Source organism: Xylanimonas ulmi (assembly GCF_004216535.1).
GTDB classification, from domain to species: domain Bacteria; phylum Actinomycetota; class Actinomycetes; order Actinomycetales; family Cellulomonadaceae; genus Xylanimonas; species Xylanimonas ulmi.
This window is the reverse complement of sequence record NZ_SGWX01000001.1, coordinates 3,909,200-3,927,678: the sequence shown is the minus strand read 5'-3', so window position 1 is coordinate 3,927,678 and position 18,479 is coordinate 3,909,200. Positions and strand designations below refer to the sequence as shown.

The window sequence follows — 18,479 nt, the reverse complement described above, 5'->3', positions numbered from 1 at the left end:
CTCGGGCCTCGCTCAGATCGGGCCTCGCTCAGATGAGGCCGAGCGCCCGCACCGCCTCGCGCTCCTCGACCAGCTCGGCGATCGACGCGTCGATGCGCCCCCGCGAGAACTCGCCGTGCTCCAGATCGTCGACGACCGTCCAACCCTTGCCGTCGCTCGTGACGGGGAATGAGCACATGAGGCCGTCGGGCACGCCGTAGTGCCCCGTCGACCACACGCCCGCGCTCGTCCAGTCGCCGTCGGGGGTGCCGCGGAACCAGTCGCGCACATGAGAGATCGCCGCGTCCGCGGCCGAGGCCTGCGACGACGCGCCGCGCGCCTCGATGATGGCCGCGCCGCGCTGCGCGACGGTCGGGATGAACTCGTCGGTGAGCCACTGCGTGTCGCCGGCCAACTCGGCGCCCGGACGCCCGTCCACCACGGTGTGGAAGACGTCGGGGTACTGCGTGCCCGAGTGGTTGCCCCAGATCGACATGCGCCGCACCTGCGACGAGCGCACACCCACGTGCCGGGCGAGCTGCGCCATGGCCCGGTTGTGGTCGAGCCGGGTCATGGCGCTGAAGCGCTCCTTGGGCACGTCCGGAGCGTGCGAGGCGGCGATGAGCGCATTGGTGTTGGCGGGGTTGCCGACGACGAGCACGCGCACGTCGTCGGCCGCGCGGTCGTTGATGGCACGGCCCTGCGGGCCGAAGATCGCGCCGTTGGCGCCGAGCAGGTCGGATCGCTCCATGCCCTTGCTGCGCGGCCGGGCGCCGACCAGCACGGCGAGGTTCGCGCCGTCGAAGGCGACCTTGGGATCGTCGGTGATCTCCACGTCGACCAGCAGCGGGAACGCACAGTCGTCGAGCTCCATGGCGACGCCCTCAGCGACGCGCACGGCCTGCGGAACCTCGAGGAGGCGGAGGCGGATCGGTGTGTCGGCGCCCAGAAGCTGGCCCGCGCCGGTGCGGAACAGCAATGAGTACCCGATCATCCCGGCGGCTCCGGTGACGGTGACGGTGACGGGTGTAGTCATGCCTTCACTCTTGCGTACTCGGGGACGGGAATCCAGGCTTGACCATAGTCGGTCGAGCCCTGCTCGGTCCGACGCGCGCCTCGATGGGCGGCGCGTGGCCGACGTGCGCGCGTGTCGTCCGCTATACCGAGCGGTTGTCCAGTGAAGGCCTGTACGGTGCCCCGGACAGCTCAGGACGAAGACTCAAGGAATCTCATGTCCCAGGATTACGCCGCTCCCACCGGCGTCACCGCCCCGGCCGACGCCGTCGAGACGCGCGCCGAGGCTCCCTACACACTCTTCACCAAAATGGCGGCCGAGGCCTTCGGCACGTTCATCCTCGTGCTCGGCATCGTCGGCACGGGCACGTTCAACGCCCTCAACCAGAACACCATCGTGACGGTCGCGCTCGGCGGCGGCATCATGCTGATCGCCGGCATCGCCGCGGTCGGGCACGTCTCGGGCGGCCACTTCAACCCCGCCGTGACCTTCGGCGCCGCCATCGCGGGGCGCCTGTCGTGGAAGGACGTGCTGCCGTACTGGCTCGCACAGTTCGTCGGCGCGACGGTCTCGGCCCTGGTGCTGTGGTTCCTCGTGCCCACGACCTTCGGCCCCCTGCTGGGCCTGACCGCGCGCGGCGACGTCCTGGCCCGCACGGCCAACGGCTGGGGCGACCACTCGCCGCTGTCGGTGCTCACGCAGGGTCAGTCGGAGTTCTCGCTCGCCCACGCCCTGGTGGTCGAGGTCGTCATCGCCGCGGTGTTTGTCGGCGTGGTGCTCGCCGTGACGTCGAAGCGCTCGAAGATCACGTTCCCCGCGGTCGTCATCGGCCTCACGCTCGGCGCGCTGCACATCATCTCGTGGCCCGTGACCAACACCTCGTTCAACCCGGCCCGCTCGTTCGCGTCGGTCGTGTTCTCGGGTGACGGCGCCGTCTGGGGCCAGTACTGGCTGTTCATCGTCGCCCCGCTGGTCGGTGGCGCGCTGGCGGCGCTCCTGTACCGCGCGTTCCAGCCGGTGCCGGCGCTGGTGAGCGGCGAGGCCCTCGACGAGCTTGAGGAGACCTACGACGTCGCGCCCGTCGAGGACGAGGCGGCGCCCGCCGACGAGCTCGCCCTTGAGGTCGAGCCGGAGGTCGAGGCCACCGACGAGAGCGCGGTCGAGGCCGAGGCTGCGGCTGAGGCGCCCGAGGCTCAGGACCCGAAGGACCCGAAGGCCTGACCTTCTGACGCACACGCAGCGGCCCCGTGGTCGTCCCCGGACGACGACGGGGCCGCTGTGTGTCGTGGGCGGCGACCGCGGTGGCCGGCGCGGCGGTCACCCAGCCCCGGGGCCCTCTGCCCAGCGCAGGTCTCATGGCCCAGCACTGCGCGCACGGCGCATCCCGGCGCGCACGCCCCATCCCGGCGCGCACGCCCCATTCCGGCGCGCCCGGCCCGGGGCGGTCAGCCTAGGTAGGGCACCGTCAGCGCGAGCACCGCGATCGCGACGGCCGCCCCGAGGTAGAGGAGCACGTCGAGCGCCTTGCTGCGCACCGCGATCCCCGCGGCGCTGACCGTGCGCGGCGCGACCGCCCGCCACACCCCGGCCACCGCGAGCGTCGCGGCGACCGTCAACGCGCCCAGTTGCGCGCTGACGAGCGCGCCGAGCAGTCCCGCCGTCACCACGCCGGTCATCGCGAGCACGAGCGAGCGCGCCGGGTTGGGCCCGCGGCGCGGCGGTGCGGGCGTCCCGGGCGCGTCCGGCCCGGGGAGCAGGGGGCGGGATTCCACCCGGAGAGACTACCGGCGCACTGGGCCGCGCCCGGCCCGATAGCGTGGTGGACGTGCCTCCCCGCCCCGCACCGCGACGCTTCCCGACCCTGCCCCACCCGCCCGCGGAGCCTGTGCGCAGCGTGGTCGTCGTCGGCGCGGGCCTCGCCGGCGCCCAAACGGTCGCGGCGCTGCGTCAGCACGGCTTCGACGGCCGCGTCACGATGCTGGGCGCCGAGGGCGTCGCCCCGTATGACCGCCCGCCGCTGTCCAAGGAGCTGTTCACGCGGCCCGATCCCGTGTGGTTGAGCGACGACCTCGGCGTCGACGTCGAGAAGTTCGCCGACGAGGTGCGGCTCGCCGACCCCGCCCGCCGTCTGACGGTCTCGCCCGACGGCGTCACGGCGCACACGGCGTCAGGCGACCGCATCCACGCCGACGCCGTCGTGCTCGCGATGGGCTCGGAGCCGATGCGTCCGGGCGGATGGGAGTCCGCGTGGACGCTCCACACCGCCGACGACGCCGCCCGCCTGCGCGCCGCGCTGCGGCCCGGACTGCGGCTGGTCGTGGTGGGGGCGGGATGGATCGGCGCGGAGATCGCGGGCGTCGCCGCCGGTCAGGGGGCCGAGGTCACGGTCGTCGAGGCCGCCGCGGCGCCGCTCGCGCGCCAGCTCGGCGCGGGGGTCGGGGCGCGCCTGGCGCCCTGGTTCGAGGCGGCGGGCGTACGGCTGCTGACCGGGTCGCGCGTCGCGGCGGTGCGGCCCGACGGCGTCACCCTCGCGAGCGCGACCGCCGACACCGCGCCCGCCGACATCGTGTCCGCCGACGTGGTCCTCGCCGCGGTCGGCGCACGGCCCGCGACGGGCTGGCTGGCCGGGACGCTCCCGCTCGACGCGCACGGCCGCCTCCACGTCGACGCCTCGGGACGCCTGATGGGCCATGCGGGACCGACCGACCCGGCGGGCCGGCTCGCGCCCGCGGCGCTGGCGCGGGTGTGGGCGGTCGGCGACGTCGCCGTGCGCCAGCACCCGGTGTTCGGGCCCGTTCCGGGCGGCCACTGGTCGGCGGCGCTGCACGACCCCGAGGTGACCGTGCGGGCCATGCTCGGGCTCGACCCGTCGCCGTCGGACCCCGAGGACCTGCGCGCGCGACTCGGGCTGGCTCCCGTGCCGCGCCACGCGCCATATGTGTTCTCCCGCCAGCTCGGGCACGACCTCGCGCTGCTCGGGCTGCCGTCGGAGGCCGACGACGTCGTGCTGCGCGGCGATCCGTCCGCCGTGGGTCCGTGGGCCGCGCTCTACCTGGAGCGCGCGCTCGACCGCCATCCGCAGGTGACCCCGCAGGGGCACCCGGTCGCGACGGTCCGGGCGGTGCTCCTGGTCGACTCCCCGCGCGAGGTCGGCGCGGCGCGACGGCTCATGAACGGGCCCACGCCGCTGCGTGTCGATCTGACCCGCGCCGTCGACCCGGCGGTGCGGCTACGCGACGCGGCCGTCGCTGGTTGAGCCCCGCGGTGGTTGAGCCTGTCGAAACCACCCCACGTCGCAATGGAGTGGTTTCGACAGGCTCAACCACCGACCGGCTCAGTGGGCGAAGTGGCGGGCGCCCGTCAAGTACATCGTCACGCCGGCGGCGTTCGCCGCCTCGATGACCTCGGCGTCACGGATCGAGCCGCCGGGCTGGACGACGGCGCGCACGCCCGCGTCGAGCAGCACCTGCAGGCCGTCGGCGAACGGGAAGAACGCGTCCGACGCGGCGACGGCGCCGCGCGCCCGCTCCTGGTCGCCCGCGAGCGTGTTGGCGCGCTCGACGGCCAGGCGGCACGAGTCGACGCGGTTGACCTGACCCATGCCGATGCCGACGGCGGCGCCGTCGCGGGCCAGCAGGATGGCGTTCGACTTGGCCGCGCGCACGGCCTTCCACGCGAAGGCGAGCTCGGCGAGCGTCGCCTCGTCGGCGGCCTCGCCCGCCGCGAGGGTCCACGACGCGGGGTCGTCGCCCTCGGCCTGGAAGCGGTCCGCCGTCTGGACCAGCAGGCCCCCGCTGATCGGCTTGGTCTCGAGCGCGGCGCGCGGCGGGGCGTCGACCACCAGCAGGCGCAGGTTCTTCTTGGCCCGCAGCACGTCGAGCGCGCCGGGCTCGAAGCCCGGCGCCACGACCACCTCGGTGAAGATCGGGGCGATCTGCTCGGCCGCCTCGCGCGTGATGACGCGGTTGGCTGCGATGACGCCGCCGTAGGCGCTGACCGGGTCGGTCGCGTGCGCGCGGCGGTGGGCCTGCGCGATGTCCTGCCCGACCGCGATGCCGCACGGGTTGGCGTGCTTGATGACGGCGACCGCGGGCTCGTCGAAGTCCCAGGCGGCGCGCCAGGCGGCGTCGGCGTCCTGGTAGTTGTTGTAGCTCATCTCCTTGCCGTGCAGTTGCTCGCCCTGGGCGAGGCCGCGCGTGCCGTCGCCGTTGGTGTACAGCGCCGCGGCCTGGTGCGGGTTCTCGCCGTAGCGCAGCACGGCGGCCCGCTGCCACGTGGCGCCCGTCCACACGGGGAAGCCTGAGGAGAGGCCGTCGACGACGTCGGTGGGCGCCACCGCCGTCGTCATCCACGAGGCGACGGCGACGTCATAGGTCGCGGTGTGGACGAACGCGGCGGCCGCGAGCGCCTTGCGCTGCGCGTAGGTGAACCCGCCCGCACGCACGGCCGCCACGACGTCGTCGTAGCGCGCCGGGTCGACGACGACGGCGACCGACGGGTGGTTCTTGGCGGCGGCGCGCACCATGGACGGCCCGCCGATGTCGATCTGCTCGACCATGGTGTGCTCGTCGGCGCTGCCCGCCTTCTCGAACGCGGCCAGGGTCGCGGCGAACGGGTAGAGGTTGACCACGACGAGCTCGAACGGCGCGATGCCCAGCTCGTCGAGCTGGCGCAGGTGGTCGGCCTTGCGCGCGTCGGCCAGGATGCCGGCGTGCACGCGCGGGTGCAGCGTCTTGACGCGCCCCTCCAGGCACTCGGGGAACCCGGTCAGGTCCTCGACGCGCGTGACCGGCAGGCCCGCGTCGGCGACGGTCGAGGCCGTCGAGCCGGTAGAGACGAGCTCGACGCCCGCGGCGTGCAGCGCGGTGGCGAGCTCGACCAGGCCGGTCTTGTCGAACACGCTCAGCAGCGCGCGCTTGACGGGGCGCCGCGAGTCGTCGGCGAGCTGGACGTCGGGCGTGGTGGCGTGGACTCGGGGCGACAGTGCGCTGTCGGTCACGGACATCGAGTGCTCCTCGAAGGGTCGTTCGGGCGGTTGCGGTCGAAGGACCCCGGCGCCCAGGCGGGCGGCGCGCGAACGGGGCGGCGTCCCTCGCTCGCGCGCGGGCGCCCCGGCCGCTCCCCGGTGGTGACCCACCCTCGCCAGTCACGGCCTGCCTCGATTCTACCGGCGGGCCACGGCACGGCGTGCGGCCGCTGGCACGCCTCGGGCTGATCGTTTCGGGCCCGTTGTGTTCGTGGTGATTGCGCCTCACACGCGCACTCGCGCTACTAGGACGCGGGCTTGCGTGACACCCATGACGACACCTTTTGGGTACGCGGCGAAACTGGGAGGATGATGGACACTCTGTAGACAGATGATCTGTTCACGCTGTGCCAGTGCTGTGCGATCACAGAACATGTGCGTCTGTCGCACGCGCTGACCCACCCGCACTGACCCACCCGCACTGATCCGTCCGCACTGATCCGTCCGCAACGACTCGGTCAGCAATGACCGCACAAGGAGAGCCGCATGAGGCCCGTGACCACCCGATCGAACGCGCTCCGCCTCGCCGGCACGGCGGGGATCGCCGCCTGCGTCGCCCTGCTTGGCGCCTGCACCAGCGACAAGGGCGGCAAGGACGACCAGGCCGAGAGCCCGTTGGAGGCCTTCTTCTCCGACGTCTACGGCGGGTGGGACGAGGCTGAGCAGAACGCCAAGCAGCTCAAGGTCGAGGAGGCCGTGGCCCGCTGCATGACGGCCGAGGGCTTCGAGTACACGCCCGTCGACTACAGCACGACGGGCAGCATTGAGGCCGCTGAGATCGACTTCACCTCGCGCGAGTACACCGAGCAGCACGGCTACGGCATCCTCAACCAGGACGACGCCTCGTTCGAGGCCCCGGAGGAGGACAACCTCGTCGACCCCAATGGCGAGTACATCGCGTCGCTGTCGGAGTCCGAGCAGACCGCCTACTTCGAGGCGCTCTACGGCGGCTCGGAGTTCGAGGTGGACGAGGAGCCGACGCTGGCCGACCAGGGCTGCTACGGCGCCGCGCAGCTCGAGGTCCACGGCGCAGAGCAGGAGGAGGTGTTCGAGAGCGAGGAGATCCAGGCGTTCTCGGACGACATGGACGTGCTTCAGTCGACCATCGAGAACGACCCCCGCGTCTCCGACGTCAACGCCGCGTGGGCCTCGTGCATGGCCGACGCCGGGTTCGGCGGCTACGCCACTCCGCAGGACGCGATGGACGACTTCTTCGAGCGCTCGAACGCCCTGTGGGAGAACGTCGACCCGGAGTCGACTGAGGCCCCGACGCCGTCTGAGGCGGACAAGAAGGCTGAGCGCGACACCGCCCTGGCGGACTTCGACTGCAAGGAGAAGGTCAAGTACGAGGCCACGGAGCGCACGGTCCGGTTCGAGCACGAGAAGGAGTACGTCGACACGCACCAGGCTGAGCTGGCCGCCGTCAAGGACGCCTTCCAGAAGGCGGGCTGGTGACCCCGTCCGAGGCCGGCCCCGCCCACGCCGAGCAGCCCGCTGGCTCACGCGGGCTGCGCGGGCCGCGCCTGGTGCTCGTGGTCGCCGGGGCCGCCGTGGTGAGCCTCGTCGCCGGGCTGCTCGCGGGCAGGTTCGTGATCTCCCCCGCGCAGGCCGCCGCCGACGCGGCCCCGCCCGAGGCCGGGCCGATCACGGCCGCCGTCGAGCGGCGGACGATCAGCAACGACGTCGTGCTGCGCGCCGACGCCGCGTACGCCGACGCCGTCGACGTGCGGATCGAGGCCGGAGACGTCTCCGGGCCCGCCGTCGTCACGGGCCAGGTGCCCGACGTCGGCGCCCAGCTCGACGCGGCGAGCGTGCTGATCGAGGTGGCCGGGCGCCCCGTCATCGTGCTGCCGGGCGACCTGCCGGTCTACCGCACGCTGCGCGTGGGAACGTCGGGCCCCGACGTGCTGCAGCTCAAGGCCGCGCTCGCGGCCCTCGGCATCGGCGTGGGCGACGCGGGATCGGACGTGTACGACGCCGCGACCGCGGCCGGCGTCGACGCGCTCTACGCCGCCGTGGGCTACCCGCGCCCCGGCCCCGGTGAGGATGCGGACGCGACGCTCAAGGGCGCGCGCGAGTCGGTGCGGGCCGCCGAGTCCGCCATCCGTGACGCGGAGGCGGCCGTCGTCGCCGCCCAGCGGGGCCCGGGCGACGTCGAGCGGACCGAGGCCGACAACGCCGTGCGCGCGGCCGAGCGCGCGCTCGCGCAGGCGCAGGCGGCGCAGCAGGCCCAGGACGCGGCCCCGGTCGAGCCGGGCGAGCCCGTCGAGCCGATCGACGTCGCCGGCGCCGAGGACGCGCTCACCCTCGCCCGGATCCAGCGAGCGGCGCTCGACCAGCCCGCCGACACGAGCGCCGAGCGCGCCCAGGTCGAGGCCGCGCGCCGCGCGCTCGCCGACGCGCAGGAGGAGCTCGCCGAGGCGACCACCGCGACGCTCACCGCTCTGCCCGCCTCGGAGGTCGTCTACGTCGCGGGCCTGCCACGCCGCGTCGACGCGGTCTACGTCGAGCGCGGCGGCCTGGTCAACGGGCCGGTCGCGGCCGTCTCGGGCGCGGCCCTGCGCCTGGAGGCGCGCGTCTCCGGCTCCAACGCCGCGCTGCTGACCGAGGGCGCCGTGGGCGAGTTCGAGCTGCCCGACGGCGCCACGGCGCACGCCACCGTCGTGTCGATCGGCCAGGCCACGCGCTCGGGCGACGACGCGCCGGACGAGGGCGGCGACGCCCCCGCGGACGGCGGCGGGTCCGACGACTCGTCGTCGGGCGGACGCACCGCGGTGACGCTCGAGCCCCAGGACCTGACACCCGAACAGGTGGACGCGCTGCGCGACCAGAACGTGCGCGTGACGGTCTCGGTCGGCGCCACGCAGGGCGAGGTGCTCGCGGTGCCGATCGCGGCGCTCACGGCCGGGCCGGGCGGCGAGTCGCGCGTCGAGGTGCGCCGCAAGCCGGGCGCCGAGACCGAGCTGATCACCGTGACCACCGGACTCGCCGCCGCCGGCTTCGTGGAGATCGTGTCCGCCGACGGCGCCCTCGACGTCGGCGACCAGGTGGTGGTCGGCACGTGACGGCCGGTCTGTTCGACGGACCGGACACTGACGACACCGACGCCGACGACTCCCCCGGGGCGCCCGACGGCGCGCAGCCCGAGGCGCCCGTCGTCGACCTGCGGCAGGTCTCGCGGCGCTTCCCCGGTCCGCCGGTGGTCGACGCGCTGCGGTCGGTCGACCTGCGCGTCGAGCGCGGCGACTACGTCTCGATCGTCGGGCCGTCCGGCTCGGGCAAGTCCTCGCTGCTCAACATCCTCGGGCTGCTCGACCGTCCGACGTCGGGCGAGTACCTGCTCGACGGGCGCCCCGCGGGCTCCGCCTCCGAGCGCGAGCGCGCCCGGCTGCGCGCACGCCGCATCGGGTTCGTGTTCCAGGCCTTCCACCTGCTGCCGCAGCGCTCGGTGCTCGACAACGTCGTGCTCGCCACGTTGTACAGCGGGGTGCCGCGCACCCATCGCTCGCAGCGTGCTCGCGCCGCGCTCGACCGCGTCGGGCTCGCCCATCGCGTCGACTTTTCCCCCACGACCCTCTCGGGCGGCGAGCGTCAGCGCGTGGCGGTGGCGCGCGCCCTGGTCACCGAGCCGCACCTGCTGCTGGCCGACGAGCCGACGGGCAACCTCGACTCGGCCAGCTCGGACCAGGTCATGACGCTGTTCGACGAGCTGCACGCCGACGGCGTCACGCTCGCCGTCATCACGCACGACCTCGCCGTCTCGGCGCGCGCCGCACGGCGTGTGCGCATCGAGGACGGGCGACTGGAGGAGATCGCATGAGCCCCCGTGACCTGTGGACCGAGGCCCTGCACGGCATCGGGACCAGGCCCACACGTCTGTTCCTGACGATCCTGGGCACGGTGCTCGGCATCGGCGCCGTGGTGGTGACCGTGGGCCTCGCACAGACCGCCGCGGGACAGATCAACAAGCAGTTCGACGCCGTCGCGGCCACGCAGGTGGTCGTCAAGCCCGACACCGGGCGGATCAAGGGCGAGGAGCGCGCGCTGGCGAGCCTGCCGTGGGACGGCGAGGATCGCGTGCGCCAGGTCGCGGGGGTCGAGGCGGCCGGGTCGGTCGCGACGCTCAACGTCGGGCGCGCGACCGTGACCGCCGTGCCCGTCAACGACCCGTCGAGCGCGGCCCAGGCGGCGCCCAAGGTGATGGCGGCGAGCGCCGGGCTGCTCGACGCGGTGCGCGGGCATGTCGTCACGGGGCGATTCTTCGACCAGGGCCACGACGCGCGGGCCGACCGCGTCGTCGTGCTGGGCGCCCTGGCGGCGCAGCGCCTCGGCGTGCACCGCGTGGACCGGCAGCCCGCGGTGTTCATCGGGGACGTGGCCTACACGGTCATCGGCGTGGTCGACGGCATGAGCCGCGTGCCCGAGCTCAAGGACGCCGTCATCCTGCCTGCGGGGACCGCCCAGCGCGACCTCGACGCCGGCCCGCCCGACGAGCTGCAGATCCGCATCGCGACCGGCGCGGGACCTGTCGTGGCCCGTCAGGCGCCCATCGCGCTCGACCCGAACTCGCCCGAGGCCTATAAGGTCCAGGCGCCCTCGACCGAGTCGGGTGTCCGCGAGAGCGTGCAGGCCGACGTCAGCGCGCTGTTCCTCGCGCTGGGCGGCGTCGCGCTCGTGGTCGGAGGGCTGGGCATCGCCAACGTGACGCTGCTGTCGGTGCTGGAGCGGGTCGGGGAGATCGGGCTGCGCCGGGCGCTGGGCGCCTCGCGGCGGGCGATCGCCGGGCAGTTCGTCGTCGAGTCGGTCACCACGGGGCTGCTGGGCGGTCTCATGGGCGCGGCCTTCGGCGTGCTCGTCGTCGTCGGCGTCTCGGCCGCGCGCGACTGGACGCCGATCCTCGACGTGCGTATGGCCCTGGGCTCGGCGTTGCTGGGCGCCGTCGTCGGGCTGCTGGCCGGGGCGTACCCGGCGATCAAGGCGGCCTCGATCGAGCCGGTGGCGGCGCTGCGCGGCGGCACCTGACCCCCACCCCGCCTACTGCTCGACCGCGGTGTGCCAGGTGTCGGGCGTGCCGATGGCGCGCAGCGACCGGGCGAACGCGAGCGCGCCGACGGCGACCACGAGCAGGCCCGCGAACGCCCACAGCGTCGGGCGCAGCCCCACGGCGGCGAGCAGGGCGCCCGCCAAAGCGGGTGTGAGCGGGGCGGTGAGCAGGAACGACAGACCGAGCACCGAGGCGAGCCGGCCCTGCAGCCGCTGCGGCGTGATGGCCGTGACGTAGCCCTGAATGCCCGCGTTGGAAGGCGCCAAGGGCAGCACCGCGGCCGCGGTGAGCAGGAGGAACGCCAGGTAGGTGTGCAGCGCCGCCATCGCGATGAAGCACAGCGCGATCCAGCCGAGCGTCGCGAGCATGAGCGCCCCGGCGCGCACCCGGTCCAGCACGCGGCCGGCGACGGCGGCGCCCGCGAGCATCGCCGCGCCCGCGGCGGTGTCGATGAGCGCGATCCGCACGGGGGCGACTCCCTGGCGGATCAGGTCGAGGTTCACCGCGACCAGCACGCCGTTGACGGCGAGGTTGATGATCGGGAACACGACAAGTGCCACCCGGAACAGCCTGCGCGACCACACGAACCGCAGCCCCTCGCGCAGCGCCGCGACGGGTCCGGTCCCGGGGCCATCCTCGCCCCGCGTGCCGCGCGCCGCGGCGTCGTCGCCGAGCGGGACGCGGACGAACCAGGTGCACACGACCACCGCGAGGTGCGCGACGGCGGAGGCGGCGACGGGCAGCGCGTGCGCGAGGCCGTAGAGCAGACCGCCCAGGGGTCCTGAGGCCAAGGTCGCCACCGCCCCGCGACCCTGCACGGCCGCCAGGGCTCGCGGCAGCTGCTCGCCGTCCACCACGGCCCGGATCGCGCCCGACTCGGCCGGCCCCTCCAGCGCGGTCACGAGCGCCGAGCCGAACAGCACGGCGGCCAGATGCGCTCCGGTGAGCCGTCCGGCCGCGCCCGCCACGGCCACGCTCGCCCACAGCAACGCACCTGCGACCGCTGCCCCCAGGATGAGCCGACGGCGGTCGACCCGGTCGGCCACAACGCCGGCCGGCAGCGCGGCGAGCAGCGCGCCGACCTGCCCGATCCCCGCGACCAGACCCGCCCGGGCGACCGAGCCGGTCACCTCGAACGCGAGCAGCGGCACCGCGAACGCGCCGACACCGGCGCCGACCAGCTGGGCCGTGCGGCCCGACATCAGCAGCAGGTACGGGCGGTTGTGGCGCAGTGGCGGCATGCTGGGTTCGGCGTCAGGGGTGGGTTGAGTGGCGCGGCTCACCGTGGTCATGCGACGGAACGTACTCTCGCAACTTCTCTTGCGCAATAATCAGTGCGCAATGAATCGTGCTCACGCGTGCTTGCGCACGAATCGGCGCACAACCCGGTAGCGTGGCGGCGTGGCCGACACGATGCGGGTGACGACCCCTGAGGCGCTGCGCGCCCTCGCGCATCCCCTGCGCGTCAAGATTCTGCTCCAGTTGGAGAGGGACGGGCACGGGCGCGCGTCCGACGTCGCCAAAGCGCTCGGTGAGCCGCCGAACTCCGTCTCCTTTCACCTGCGCACACTCGCGAGGGCGGGCCTCGTCGTCGAGGCCCCCGAGCTCGCGCGCGACCGTCGCGACCGCGTCTGGCGCAACGCCGCCGAGTCGTACGCCGTCTCGCCCGGCACGCCCGGCATGGAGCTGCTCACCCGCGGGTACGCCTCCTGGTTCCGCCGCGCGCTGACCATCACGCCCTCCGAGGACGGGCGCCCGCTCACGATCCGCGTCGCGCAGTCCGCGCTCAGCGCGACGCAGGCGCGGGAGCTGGCGAGCCAGCTCCAGGAGGTCGTGGATCGCTGGGCGCGGGAGGAGACGACCACCGGCGGCGACGACGGTGAGCCGCTGGAGATCTACAACGTCGTGGTGGCCGTCGGTCCGACGGACCTTGCGCCAAACGTCCGGGAGGACGGCGAGGATCGGGCGCCGGGGGGCCGTTGAGGTCGAGGTCTGAGTCTGGGGGCGTGGTTTCGACGGGCTCAACCACCGGGTGGGTGGTGGGGTGTGGGGTCAGGCGCCGATGGTGGCGCGGCCGTCGCGCACCGTCAGGCCCTCGCGCGCGATGCGACCCACCGTCTCGACCAGCAGGGCGCGCTCGGCGACCTTGATGCGCTCGTGCAGCGTGGCCTCGTCGTCGCCGTCGAGCACCGGCACGGCCGCCTGGGCGAGGATCGGGCCCGTGTCGACGCCCGCGTCGACCACGTGCACCGTGCACCCGGTGACGCGCACACCGTGCGCGAGCGCGTCGCGCACCGCGTGCGCACCCGGGAACGACGGCAGCAGCGCGGGGTGGGTGTTGACCACCCGGCCCGGGAACCGGTCGAGGAAGCCCGGCGCGAGGATGCGCATGAACCCGGCCAGCACCACGACGTCGGGACGGAACACCGCGACCGCCTCGGTGATCCCGCGGTCCCAGGCGGCGCGGTCCTCGAAGTCGGCGGGCGCGACGACAGCCGAGGCGACACCCGCGTCACGCGCGAGGTCGAGGGCGCCGGCGGCGGGCTTGTCGGTCACCAGCCCGACGACGCGCGCCCCGTAGGCGGGGGCGTCGTGGGCCGCGAGGAGCGCGGCGAGGTTGGAGCCGGCGCCCGAGGCGAGGACGACGAGGCGCGTGGCGGGGGTCGAGTCGACGGTGTGGCCGGAGGGGGTCTGCACGCACGCAGCGTAACCGCGCGCGGGCGCGCGCCGGCGCGCGGTCAGCGCGAGGTCACATGCCGCCACGGTCGCTCATGCGCGGTCAGGAGCACGAGGGCGCCGCCCAGCAGCACCTCGACGGCGACGAACCCGCCCGCGACCAGCGGGTCGGCCCCGACGACGGCGAGCCGCCCCGCGCCCGCGGCTCCTCCGGCCCACAGTTGCAGCACCGCCATGCCCAGGCCGGCGGTCAGCGCCATCCCGCCGAGCACCCAGGCGAGGTCGGCCCAGCCCACACGCGACGGCTCCAGGCGCCGCCAGGCGAACCAACCGGCCAGCGCCCCGCACAGCACGACGAGCGCCGGCGCCCACAGTGCGTGCGCCCCCGTCCAGTCGGGCCGCGGCAGCGCGGCGAGCAGCGGCATCGCGGGCAGCGGTCCGTCGATGACCTCGCGCGGGGAGAACGCCGTGTCGACGCCGACGGCGAAGCCCGGCCCGGCGGTCCAGGCTGCCGCCCAGGCCACGAGGTTGGGCACGAGCGCGACCTGGGAGACGGCGAGCACCACGCCACCGATCCACCCCGGGGCGAGCGCGCCGACCATATCGTTGACCGCTCCCCGCCCCGCCAGCATCCAGACCGCGGCGATCGCCGCGCTCAGGGCGACCAGCAGCGCGAGCGCCACGAACCCCGCGCGCACACCGAGCCGCGCCACGGGCGGCAGCACACCGAACAGCCGCTCGGTCACGTCGGCGACGCGCGGCGCCTCGGGCTGCGTCAGCACGCCCATCGCCATGCCGCCACCGCCGACGACCAGAGCGCCCACCGCCGCGAGGGCCAGGGCGCCGTCGCGCGCTCCGGCGCCGGCCGCCGCCACGAGCACCACCGCCAGGTAGGCGAGGGCCCCGGTGACCACGGCCGACAGGGACCCGATCGCCGACCGCTTGGCCGAGACGTAGGTGGTAAACAGGGCGAGCGCCCCGATCCCGAGCGGCACGATCGTCACGGTCGCGTCGCCGACGCCGACGGGCACGCCGTGGCCGAGCAGCCACAATCCCTGGGCCACGCGCGACGCCGTCGCCCAGGGCACGCGGGCGGCGCCGGCGTCGGGCGCGGCGAGCAGGGTCACGACGGCGAGCAGCAGCACCACGGTGAAACTCAGCACCATGCCCTGAGCGACGGACCAGACGCCCGAGAGCGCGGGCGCCGTGCGCGCGGGGCCTAAGGCGCGCGCGTCGACGGCGCCGGGCGTCGGGCGCGCGGTGGTGCGCGGGCTGGTGCGGGAGGGGCTCACGGACCCATCGTCGCCCGCGCGGGGCCCGGCGCGCGGGCGCCACACCGCACGACGACGGCGCCCGCACCGGGGTGCGGGCGCCGTCGTCGTGCGGGACGTCAGCCCGCGGCGAGGATCTCCCGCATGAGCGCGGCGGTCTCGGACGGCGTCTTGCCGACCTTGACGCCGACGGCCTCCAGGGCCGCCTTCTTGGCGGCCGCGGTGCCCGCGGAGCCCGAGACGATGGCGCCGGCGTGGCCCATGGTCTTGCCCTCGGGGGCGGTGAAGCCCGCGACGTAGCCGACGACCGGCTTGGTGACGTGCTCCTTGATGTAGGCCGCGGCGCGCTCCTCGGCGTCGCCGCCGATCTCGCCGATCATGACGATGGCCTTGGTCTCCGGGTCGTTCTCGAAGGCCTCGAGCGCGTCGATGTGCGTGGTGCCGACGATCGGGTCGCCGCCGATGCCGATGGCGGTCGAGAAGCCGAGGTCGCGCAGCTCGTACATCATCTGGTAGGTCAGCGTGCCCGACTTCGACACCAGGCCGATGGGGCCCTTGCCGGTGATGGTGTGCGGGGTGATGCCGGCCAGCGACTCGCCGGGGGTGATGATGCCGGGGCAGTTCGGGCCGATCATGCGCGTGGACTTGCCCTGCAGGTAGGCCCAGACCTCGGCGGTGTCCTGCACCGGGACGCCCTCGGTGATGACGACGATGAGCGGCATGTCGGCGTCGATGGCCTCGATCGCCGCGTCCTTGGTGAACGCCGGCGGAACGAACAGCACCGACACGTTGGCGCCGGTCTCGGCCATGGCCTCCTTGACGGCGCCGAACACGGGCAGCGTGACGTCGTTGCCCTCGTGGTCCTTGTGCTGGACCGTCGTGCCGGCCTTGCGGGCGTTGACGCCGCCCACGATCTGCGCGCCCGAGTCGAGCATGAGGGCGGTGTGCTTGGCGCCCATCCCGCCCGTGATGCCCTGGACGATGATCTTCGAGTCCTTGTTCAGGTAGATCGACATTTTCCTGCTTCTCTCAGGTCTCGTGCGGGCGGTCTCAGGCGGCGGCCGCGGCCAGCTCGGCCGCCTTCTGCGCGCCGCCGTCCATGGTCTCGGCGAGCGTGACGAGCGGGTGGTTCGCCTCGCGCAGGATCGCGCGTCCGAGGTCCACGTTGTTGCCGTCGAGGCGCACGACCAGCGGCTTGGAGGCCTCGTCGCCGAGGATGTCGAGGGCGCCGACGATGCCCTTGGCGACCTCGTCGCACGCGGTGATGCCGCCGAAGACGTTGACGAAGACCGACTTGACCTGCGGGTCGTTCAGGATGACGTCGAGGCCGTTGGCCATGATCTCGGCGTTGGCGCCGCCGCCGATGTCGAGGAAGTTGGCGGGCTTGACGCCGCCGTGGTCCTCGCCCGCGTAGGCGACGACGTCGAGCGTGCTCATGACCAGGCCCGCGCCGTTGCCGATGACGCCGACCTCGCCGTCGAGCTTGACGTAGTTGAGGCCGTTCGCCTTGGCCTTCGCCTCCAGCGGGTCGGAGGTGGCCTTGTCCTCGAGCGCCTCGTGGTCCGGGTGGCGGACCTCGGAGGCGTTGTCGTCGAGCGTGACCTTGCCGTCGAGGGCGACGATGCGCCCGTCCTCGGTGCGCACCAGCGGGTTGACCTCGACGAGCGTGGCGTCCTCGGCCTTGAAGACGGTCCACAGTTGGCGGATCACCTGCGCGACGTCGGCGCGCAGCTCCTGCGGGAAGCGCGCGGCCTCGACGATCTCGGCGGCCTTGTCCTCGTCGATGCCGACGATCGGGTCGATCGCGACGCGGGCGAGGGCGTCGGGGCGCTCGACGGCGAGCTGCTCGATCTCCATGCCGCCCTCGACCGAGCACATGGCCAGGTAGTTGCGGTTCGCGCGGTCGAGCAGCACCGAGAAGTAGAACTCCTGGGCGATCTTGGCGCCCTGCGCGACCATCACCCGGTGGACCGTGTGGCCCTTGATGTCCATGCCGAGGATCTCGCCGGCCTTCTCGGCGGCCTCGTCGGGCGAGAAGGCGAGCTTGACGCCACCGGCCTTGCCGCGCCCACCGGTCTTGACCTGGGCCTTGATGACGACGACGGAGCTGTCGGCCCCGCTCGTCAGAGTCTCGGCCGCGGCACGGGCCTCCTGCGGCGTCGTCGCCACGATCCCCCCGAGCACGGGCACGCCGTGCTTCTCGAAGATGTCGCGCGCCTGGTATTCGAACAGGTCCACCCTGCTGCGTCCTTCCCTCAGTTGAGCCCCTGTGCCCGTGGTCCGGCAGGGGCTGCCTGCGATGTCTCGACGTCAAGACATCTCGCCAAGAGTAGCCCGGCCCGCAGGGCGGTTGAACCCCGGTCCCGGTGCGAGAACGTGACGCACGCCACGCGCGCCGGCTCTGCGTCGGCGCAAGTCGCGTCAATCTAGGTTGACGTTTCGACTCGGCGTCAACTACGGTTGACGCATGGCCAGTCACCAGACGCTCGCAGCCTCGGCCGCGAGCGACGACCCCCACCAGGGCCTGCGCGCCGTGCGCTCGCTGCGCGAGCTCGCCGACCGCCTCGAGACGCTCCAGGTCGAACGCGCCCGGAGCCTCGGGTGGTCATGGCAGGAGATCGCCGACGTGCTCGGCGTGAGCAAGCAGGCCGTCCACAAGAAATTCGGCCGACGGGTCTGAGACCCGGCCCGGACGACCGACGAAGGAGGATCCGATGTTCGAGAGGTTCACCAAGGACGCCCGTGAGGCCGTGGTCGACGCCCAGGTCGTCGCACGCTCGACCCACTCGCGCACCATCGACGCACGGCACGTGCTCGTCGCGCTGGTCGAGCCGGGCGCCGGCCCGGCCTGCGACGCGCTCGACGCCGTGGGCCTCGACGCGGCGGCACTCGCCCGCGCGCTGCGAGACGAGCTCGGCGGCGCGGGGCTCGACGGCGAGGCCCTGGCCGCCATCGGCGTCGACCTGGACGCGGTGCGCCGCGCGACCGACGCCACCTTCGGCGAGGGCTCGCTCGACGGCGGCGGACTCCTCCGGCGCGACCGCAAGCACATCCCGTTCACCGCGGACGCGAAGAAGGCGCTCGAGCTGGCGCTGCGCGAGGCGATACGCCTCGGGTCGGCCGGCATCGACGGGGGGCACCTGCTGCTCGGGATCCTGCGCGGCGGCTCGCCCGCCGCCTCGGCGCTGCGCGCCGCCCTCGCCCAGGCCGGCTCCGACGACGCCGCGCTGCGCGCCGCCGTCGAACGCCGCCGCGACGCCGCCTGACCCCGCCAGCCCGCCCCGGCGGTCGTTGAGCCCCCACCGGTGGTTGAGCCTGTCGAAACCACCCCGCTCAGCCCCCACCGGTGGTTGAGCCTGTCGAAACCACCCCACTGAGCCCACCCCTGGTTTCGACAGGCTCAACCATCGGATGTGGGCGGGTGGTTTCGACAGGCTCAACCATCGGACGTGGGCGGGTGGTTTCGAC

Annotated in this window: 17 protein-coding genes; 9 read left to right on the top strand and 8 right to left on the bottom strand. The window is 73.9% G+C overall.

The annotated features are described in order from the left end of the window. Positions 1-28: 28 nt before the first annotated feature. The gene (locus tag EV386_RS18005) at positions 29-1,015 is read right to left on the bottom strand and encodes a malate dehydrogenase (RefSeq protein ID WP_130416634.1); all 987 of its coding nucleotides are present in this window, start codon (positions 1,013-1,015) and stop codon (positions 29-31) included. 195 nt (positions 1,016-1,210) lie between these two features. On the opposite strand from EV386_RS18005, the gene EV386_RS18000 reads away from it, so the two are divergent. Continuing rightward, positions 1,211-2,215 (top strand): MIP/aquaporin family protein, encoded by a 1,005-nt coding sequence (locus EV386_RS18000; protein WP_130416633.1) that lies wholly within the window; start codon positions 1,211-1,213, stop codon positions 2,213-2,215. 224 nt (positions 2,216-2,439) lie between these two features. Here EV386_RS18000 and EV386_RS17995 read toward each other — a convergent pair whose 3' ends face one another. Further along, positions 2,440-2,766, bottom strand: coding sequence for a DUF3017 domain-containing protein (locus EV386_RS17995; protein WP_130416632.1), 327 nt, complete (start codon positions 2,764-2,766; stop codon positions 2,440-2,442). 53 nt (positions 2,767-2,819) lie between these two features. On the opposite strand from EV386_RS17995, the gene EV386_RS17990 reads away from it, so the two are divergent. Further along, complete coding sequence (locus tag EV386_RS17990; protein WP_130416631.1) at positions 2,820-4,250, top strand: NAD(P)/FAD-dependent oxidoreductase; 1,431 nt, start codon at positions 2,820-2,822, stop codon at positions 4,248-4,250. 78 nt (positions 4,251-4,328) lie between these two features. On the opposite strand, the gene purH is transcribed toward EV386_RS17990, so the two are convergent. Next, positions 4,329-5,999 carry a bifunctional phosphoribosylaminoimidazolecarboxamide formyltransferase/IMP cyclohydrolase gene (purH, locus tag EV386_RS17985; protein ID WP_130416630.1) on the bottom strand — a complete coding sequence of 557 codons (1,671 nt, stop codon included), beginning with the start codon at positions 5,997-5,999 and terminating at the stop codon, positions 4,329-4,331. Positions 6,000-6,506: 507 nt separating this feature from the next. Between purH and EV386_RS17980 the strand changes: the two genes are divergently transcribed. The 4 genes from EV386_RS17980 to EV386_RS17965 all read left to right on the top strand — a co-directional run bounded on the left by EV386_RS17980 (position 6,507) and on the right by EV386_RS17965 (position 11,042). Next, positions 6,507-7,475 (top strand): hypothetical protein, encoded by a 969-nt coding sequence (locus EV386_RS17980; protein WP_130416629.1) that lies wholly within the window; start codon positions 6,507-6,509, stop codon positions 7,473-7,475. Beyond that, positions 7,472-9,085 (top strand): hypothetical protein, encoded by a 1,614-nt coding sequence (locus EV386_RS17975; protein WP_242608029.1) that lies wholly within the window; start codon positions 7,472-7,474, stop codon positions 9,083-9,085. Before EV386_RS17980 ends, EV386_RS17975 begins: the two co-directional genes overlap by 4 nt. Before the next feature lie 98 nt (positions 9,086-9,183). After that, positions 9,184-9,840: an ABC transporter ATP-binding protein gene (locus tag EV386_RS17970; protein WP_242608120.1), complete on the top strand. Its 657-nt coding sequence runs from the start codon at positions 9,184-9,186 to the stop codon at positions 9,838-9,840. After that, the gene (locus tag EV386_RS17965) at positions 9,837-11,042 is read left to right on the top strand and encodes an ABC transporter permease (protein WP_130416627.1); all 1,206 of its coding nucleotides are present in this window, start codon (positions 9,837-9,839) and stop codon (positions 11,040-11,042) included. The genes EV386_RS17970 and EV386_RS17965 overlap by 4 nt, the downstream gene beginning before the upstream one ends. A gap of 12 nt (positions 11,043-11,054) precedes the next feature. Here the strand turns inward: EV386_RS17965 and EV386_RS17960 are convergent, their stop codons facing one another. Continuing rightward, positions 11,055-12,356: an MFS transporter gene (locus EV386_RS17960; RefSeq protein ID WP_130416626.1), complete on the bottom strand. Its 1,302-nt coding sequence runs from the start codon at positions 12,354-12,356 to the stop codon at positions 11,055-11,057. Between the two features lie 109 nt (positions 12,357-12,465). Here EV386_RS17960 and EV386_RS17955 point away from each other — a divergent pair, with 109 nt between their 5' ends. Next, entirely contained in the window at positions 12,466-13,047 is a 582-nt protein-coding gene (locus EV386_RS17955; protein WP_130416625.1) for an ArsR/SmtB family transcription factor, read from the top strand. Positions 13,048-13,116: 69 nt separating this feature from the next. Here EV386_RS17955 and purN read toward each other — a convergent pair whose 3' ends face one another. The 4 genes from purN to sucC all read right to left on the bottom strand — a co-directional run bounded on the left by purN (position 13,117) and on the right by sucC (position 17,249). Continuing rightward, positions 13,117-13,761: a phosphoribosylglycinamide formyltransferase gene (purN, locus tag EV386_RS17950; protein ID WP_130416624.1), complete on the bottom strand. Its 645-nt coding sequence runs from the start codon at positions 13,759-13,761 to the stop codon at positions 13,117-13,119. 41 nt (positions 13,762-13,802) lie between these two features. Further along, positions 13,803-15,032: a cell division protein PerM gene (locus tag EV386_RS17945; RefSeq protein WP_130416623.1), complete on the bottom strand. Its 1,230-nt coding sequence runs from the start codon at positions 15,030-15,032 to the stop codon at positions 13,803-13,805. Between the two features lie 98 nt (positions 15,033-15,130). After that, on the bottom strand, positions 15,131-16,027 hold the full coding sequence (sucD, locus tag EV386_RS17940) for a succinate--CoA ligase subunit alpha (RefSeq protein ID WP_130416622.1): 897 nt from the start codon (positions 16,025-16,027) through the stop codon (positions 15,131-15,133). A gap of 34 nt (positions 16,028-16,061) precedes the next feature. Beyond that, entirely contained in the window at positions 16,062-17,249 is a 1,188-nt protein-coding gene (gene sucC / locus EV386_RS17935) for an ADP-forming succinate--CoA ligase subunit beta (protein ID WP_130416621.1), read from the bottom strand. Between the two features lie 229 nt (positions 17,250-17,478). On the opposite strand from sucC, the gene EV386_RS17930 reads away from it, so the two are divergent. Both EV386_RS17930 and EV386_RS17925 read left to right on the top strand, forming a co-directional pair. Continuing rightward, positions 17,479-17,691, top strand: a complete 213-nt coding sequence (locus EV386_RS17930; protein WP_130416620.1) for an RNA polymerase subunit sigma-70 — start codon at positions 17,479-17,481, stop codon at positions 17,689-17,691. 34 nt (positions 17,692-17,725) lie between these two features. After that, entirely contained in the window at positions 17,726-18,277 is a 552-nt protein-coding gene (locus EV386_RS17925; RefSeq protein WP_130416619.1) for a Clp protease N-terminal domain-containing protein, read from the top strand. Positions 18,278-18,479 lie beyond the last annotated feature (202 nt).

Coding starts and splice junctions, on each gene's coding strand:
- EV386_RS17930 (WP_130416620.1), top strand. CDS start 17,479: ATGGCCAGTCACCAGACGCTCGCAGCCTCGGCCGCGAGCGACGACCCC.
- EV386_RS17925 (WP_130416619.1), top strand. CDS start 17,726: ATGTTCGAGAGGTTCACCAAGGACGCCCGTGAGGCCGTGGTCGACGCC.
- EV386_RS18005 (WP_130416634.1), bottom strand. CDS start 1,015: ATGACTACACCCGTCACCGTCACCGTCACCGGAGCCGCCGGGATGATC.
- purH (WP_130416630.1), bottom strand. CDS start 5,999: ATGTCCGTGACCGACAGCGCACTGTCGCCCCGAGTCCACGCCACCACG.
- EV386_RS18000 (WP_130416633.1), top strand. CDS start 1,211: ATGTCCCAGGATTACGCCGCTCCCACCGGCGTCACCGCCCCGGCCGAC.
- sucD (WP_130416622.1), bottom strand. CDS start 16,027: ATGTCGATCTACCTGAACAAGGACTCGAAGATCATCGTCCAGGGCATC.
- EV386_RS17965 (WP_130416627.1), top strand. CDS start 9,837: ATGAGCCCCCGTGACCTGTGGACCGAGGCCCTGCACGGCATCGGGACC.
- EV386_RS17960 (WP_130416626.1), bottom strand. CDS start 12,356: ATGACCACGGTGAGCCGCGCCACTCAACCCACCCCTGACGCCGAACCC.
- EV386_RS17980 (WP_130416629.1), top strand. CDS start 6,507: ATGAGGCCCGTGACCACCCGATCGAACGCGCTCCGCCTCGCCGGCACG.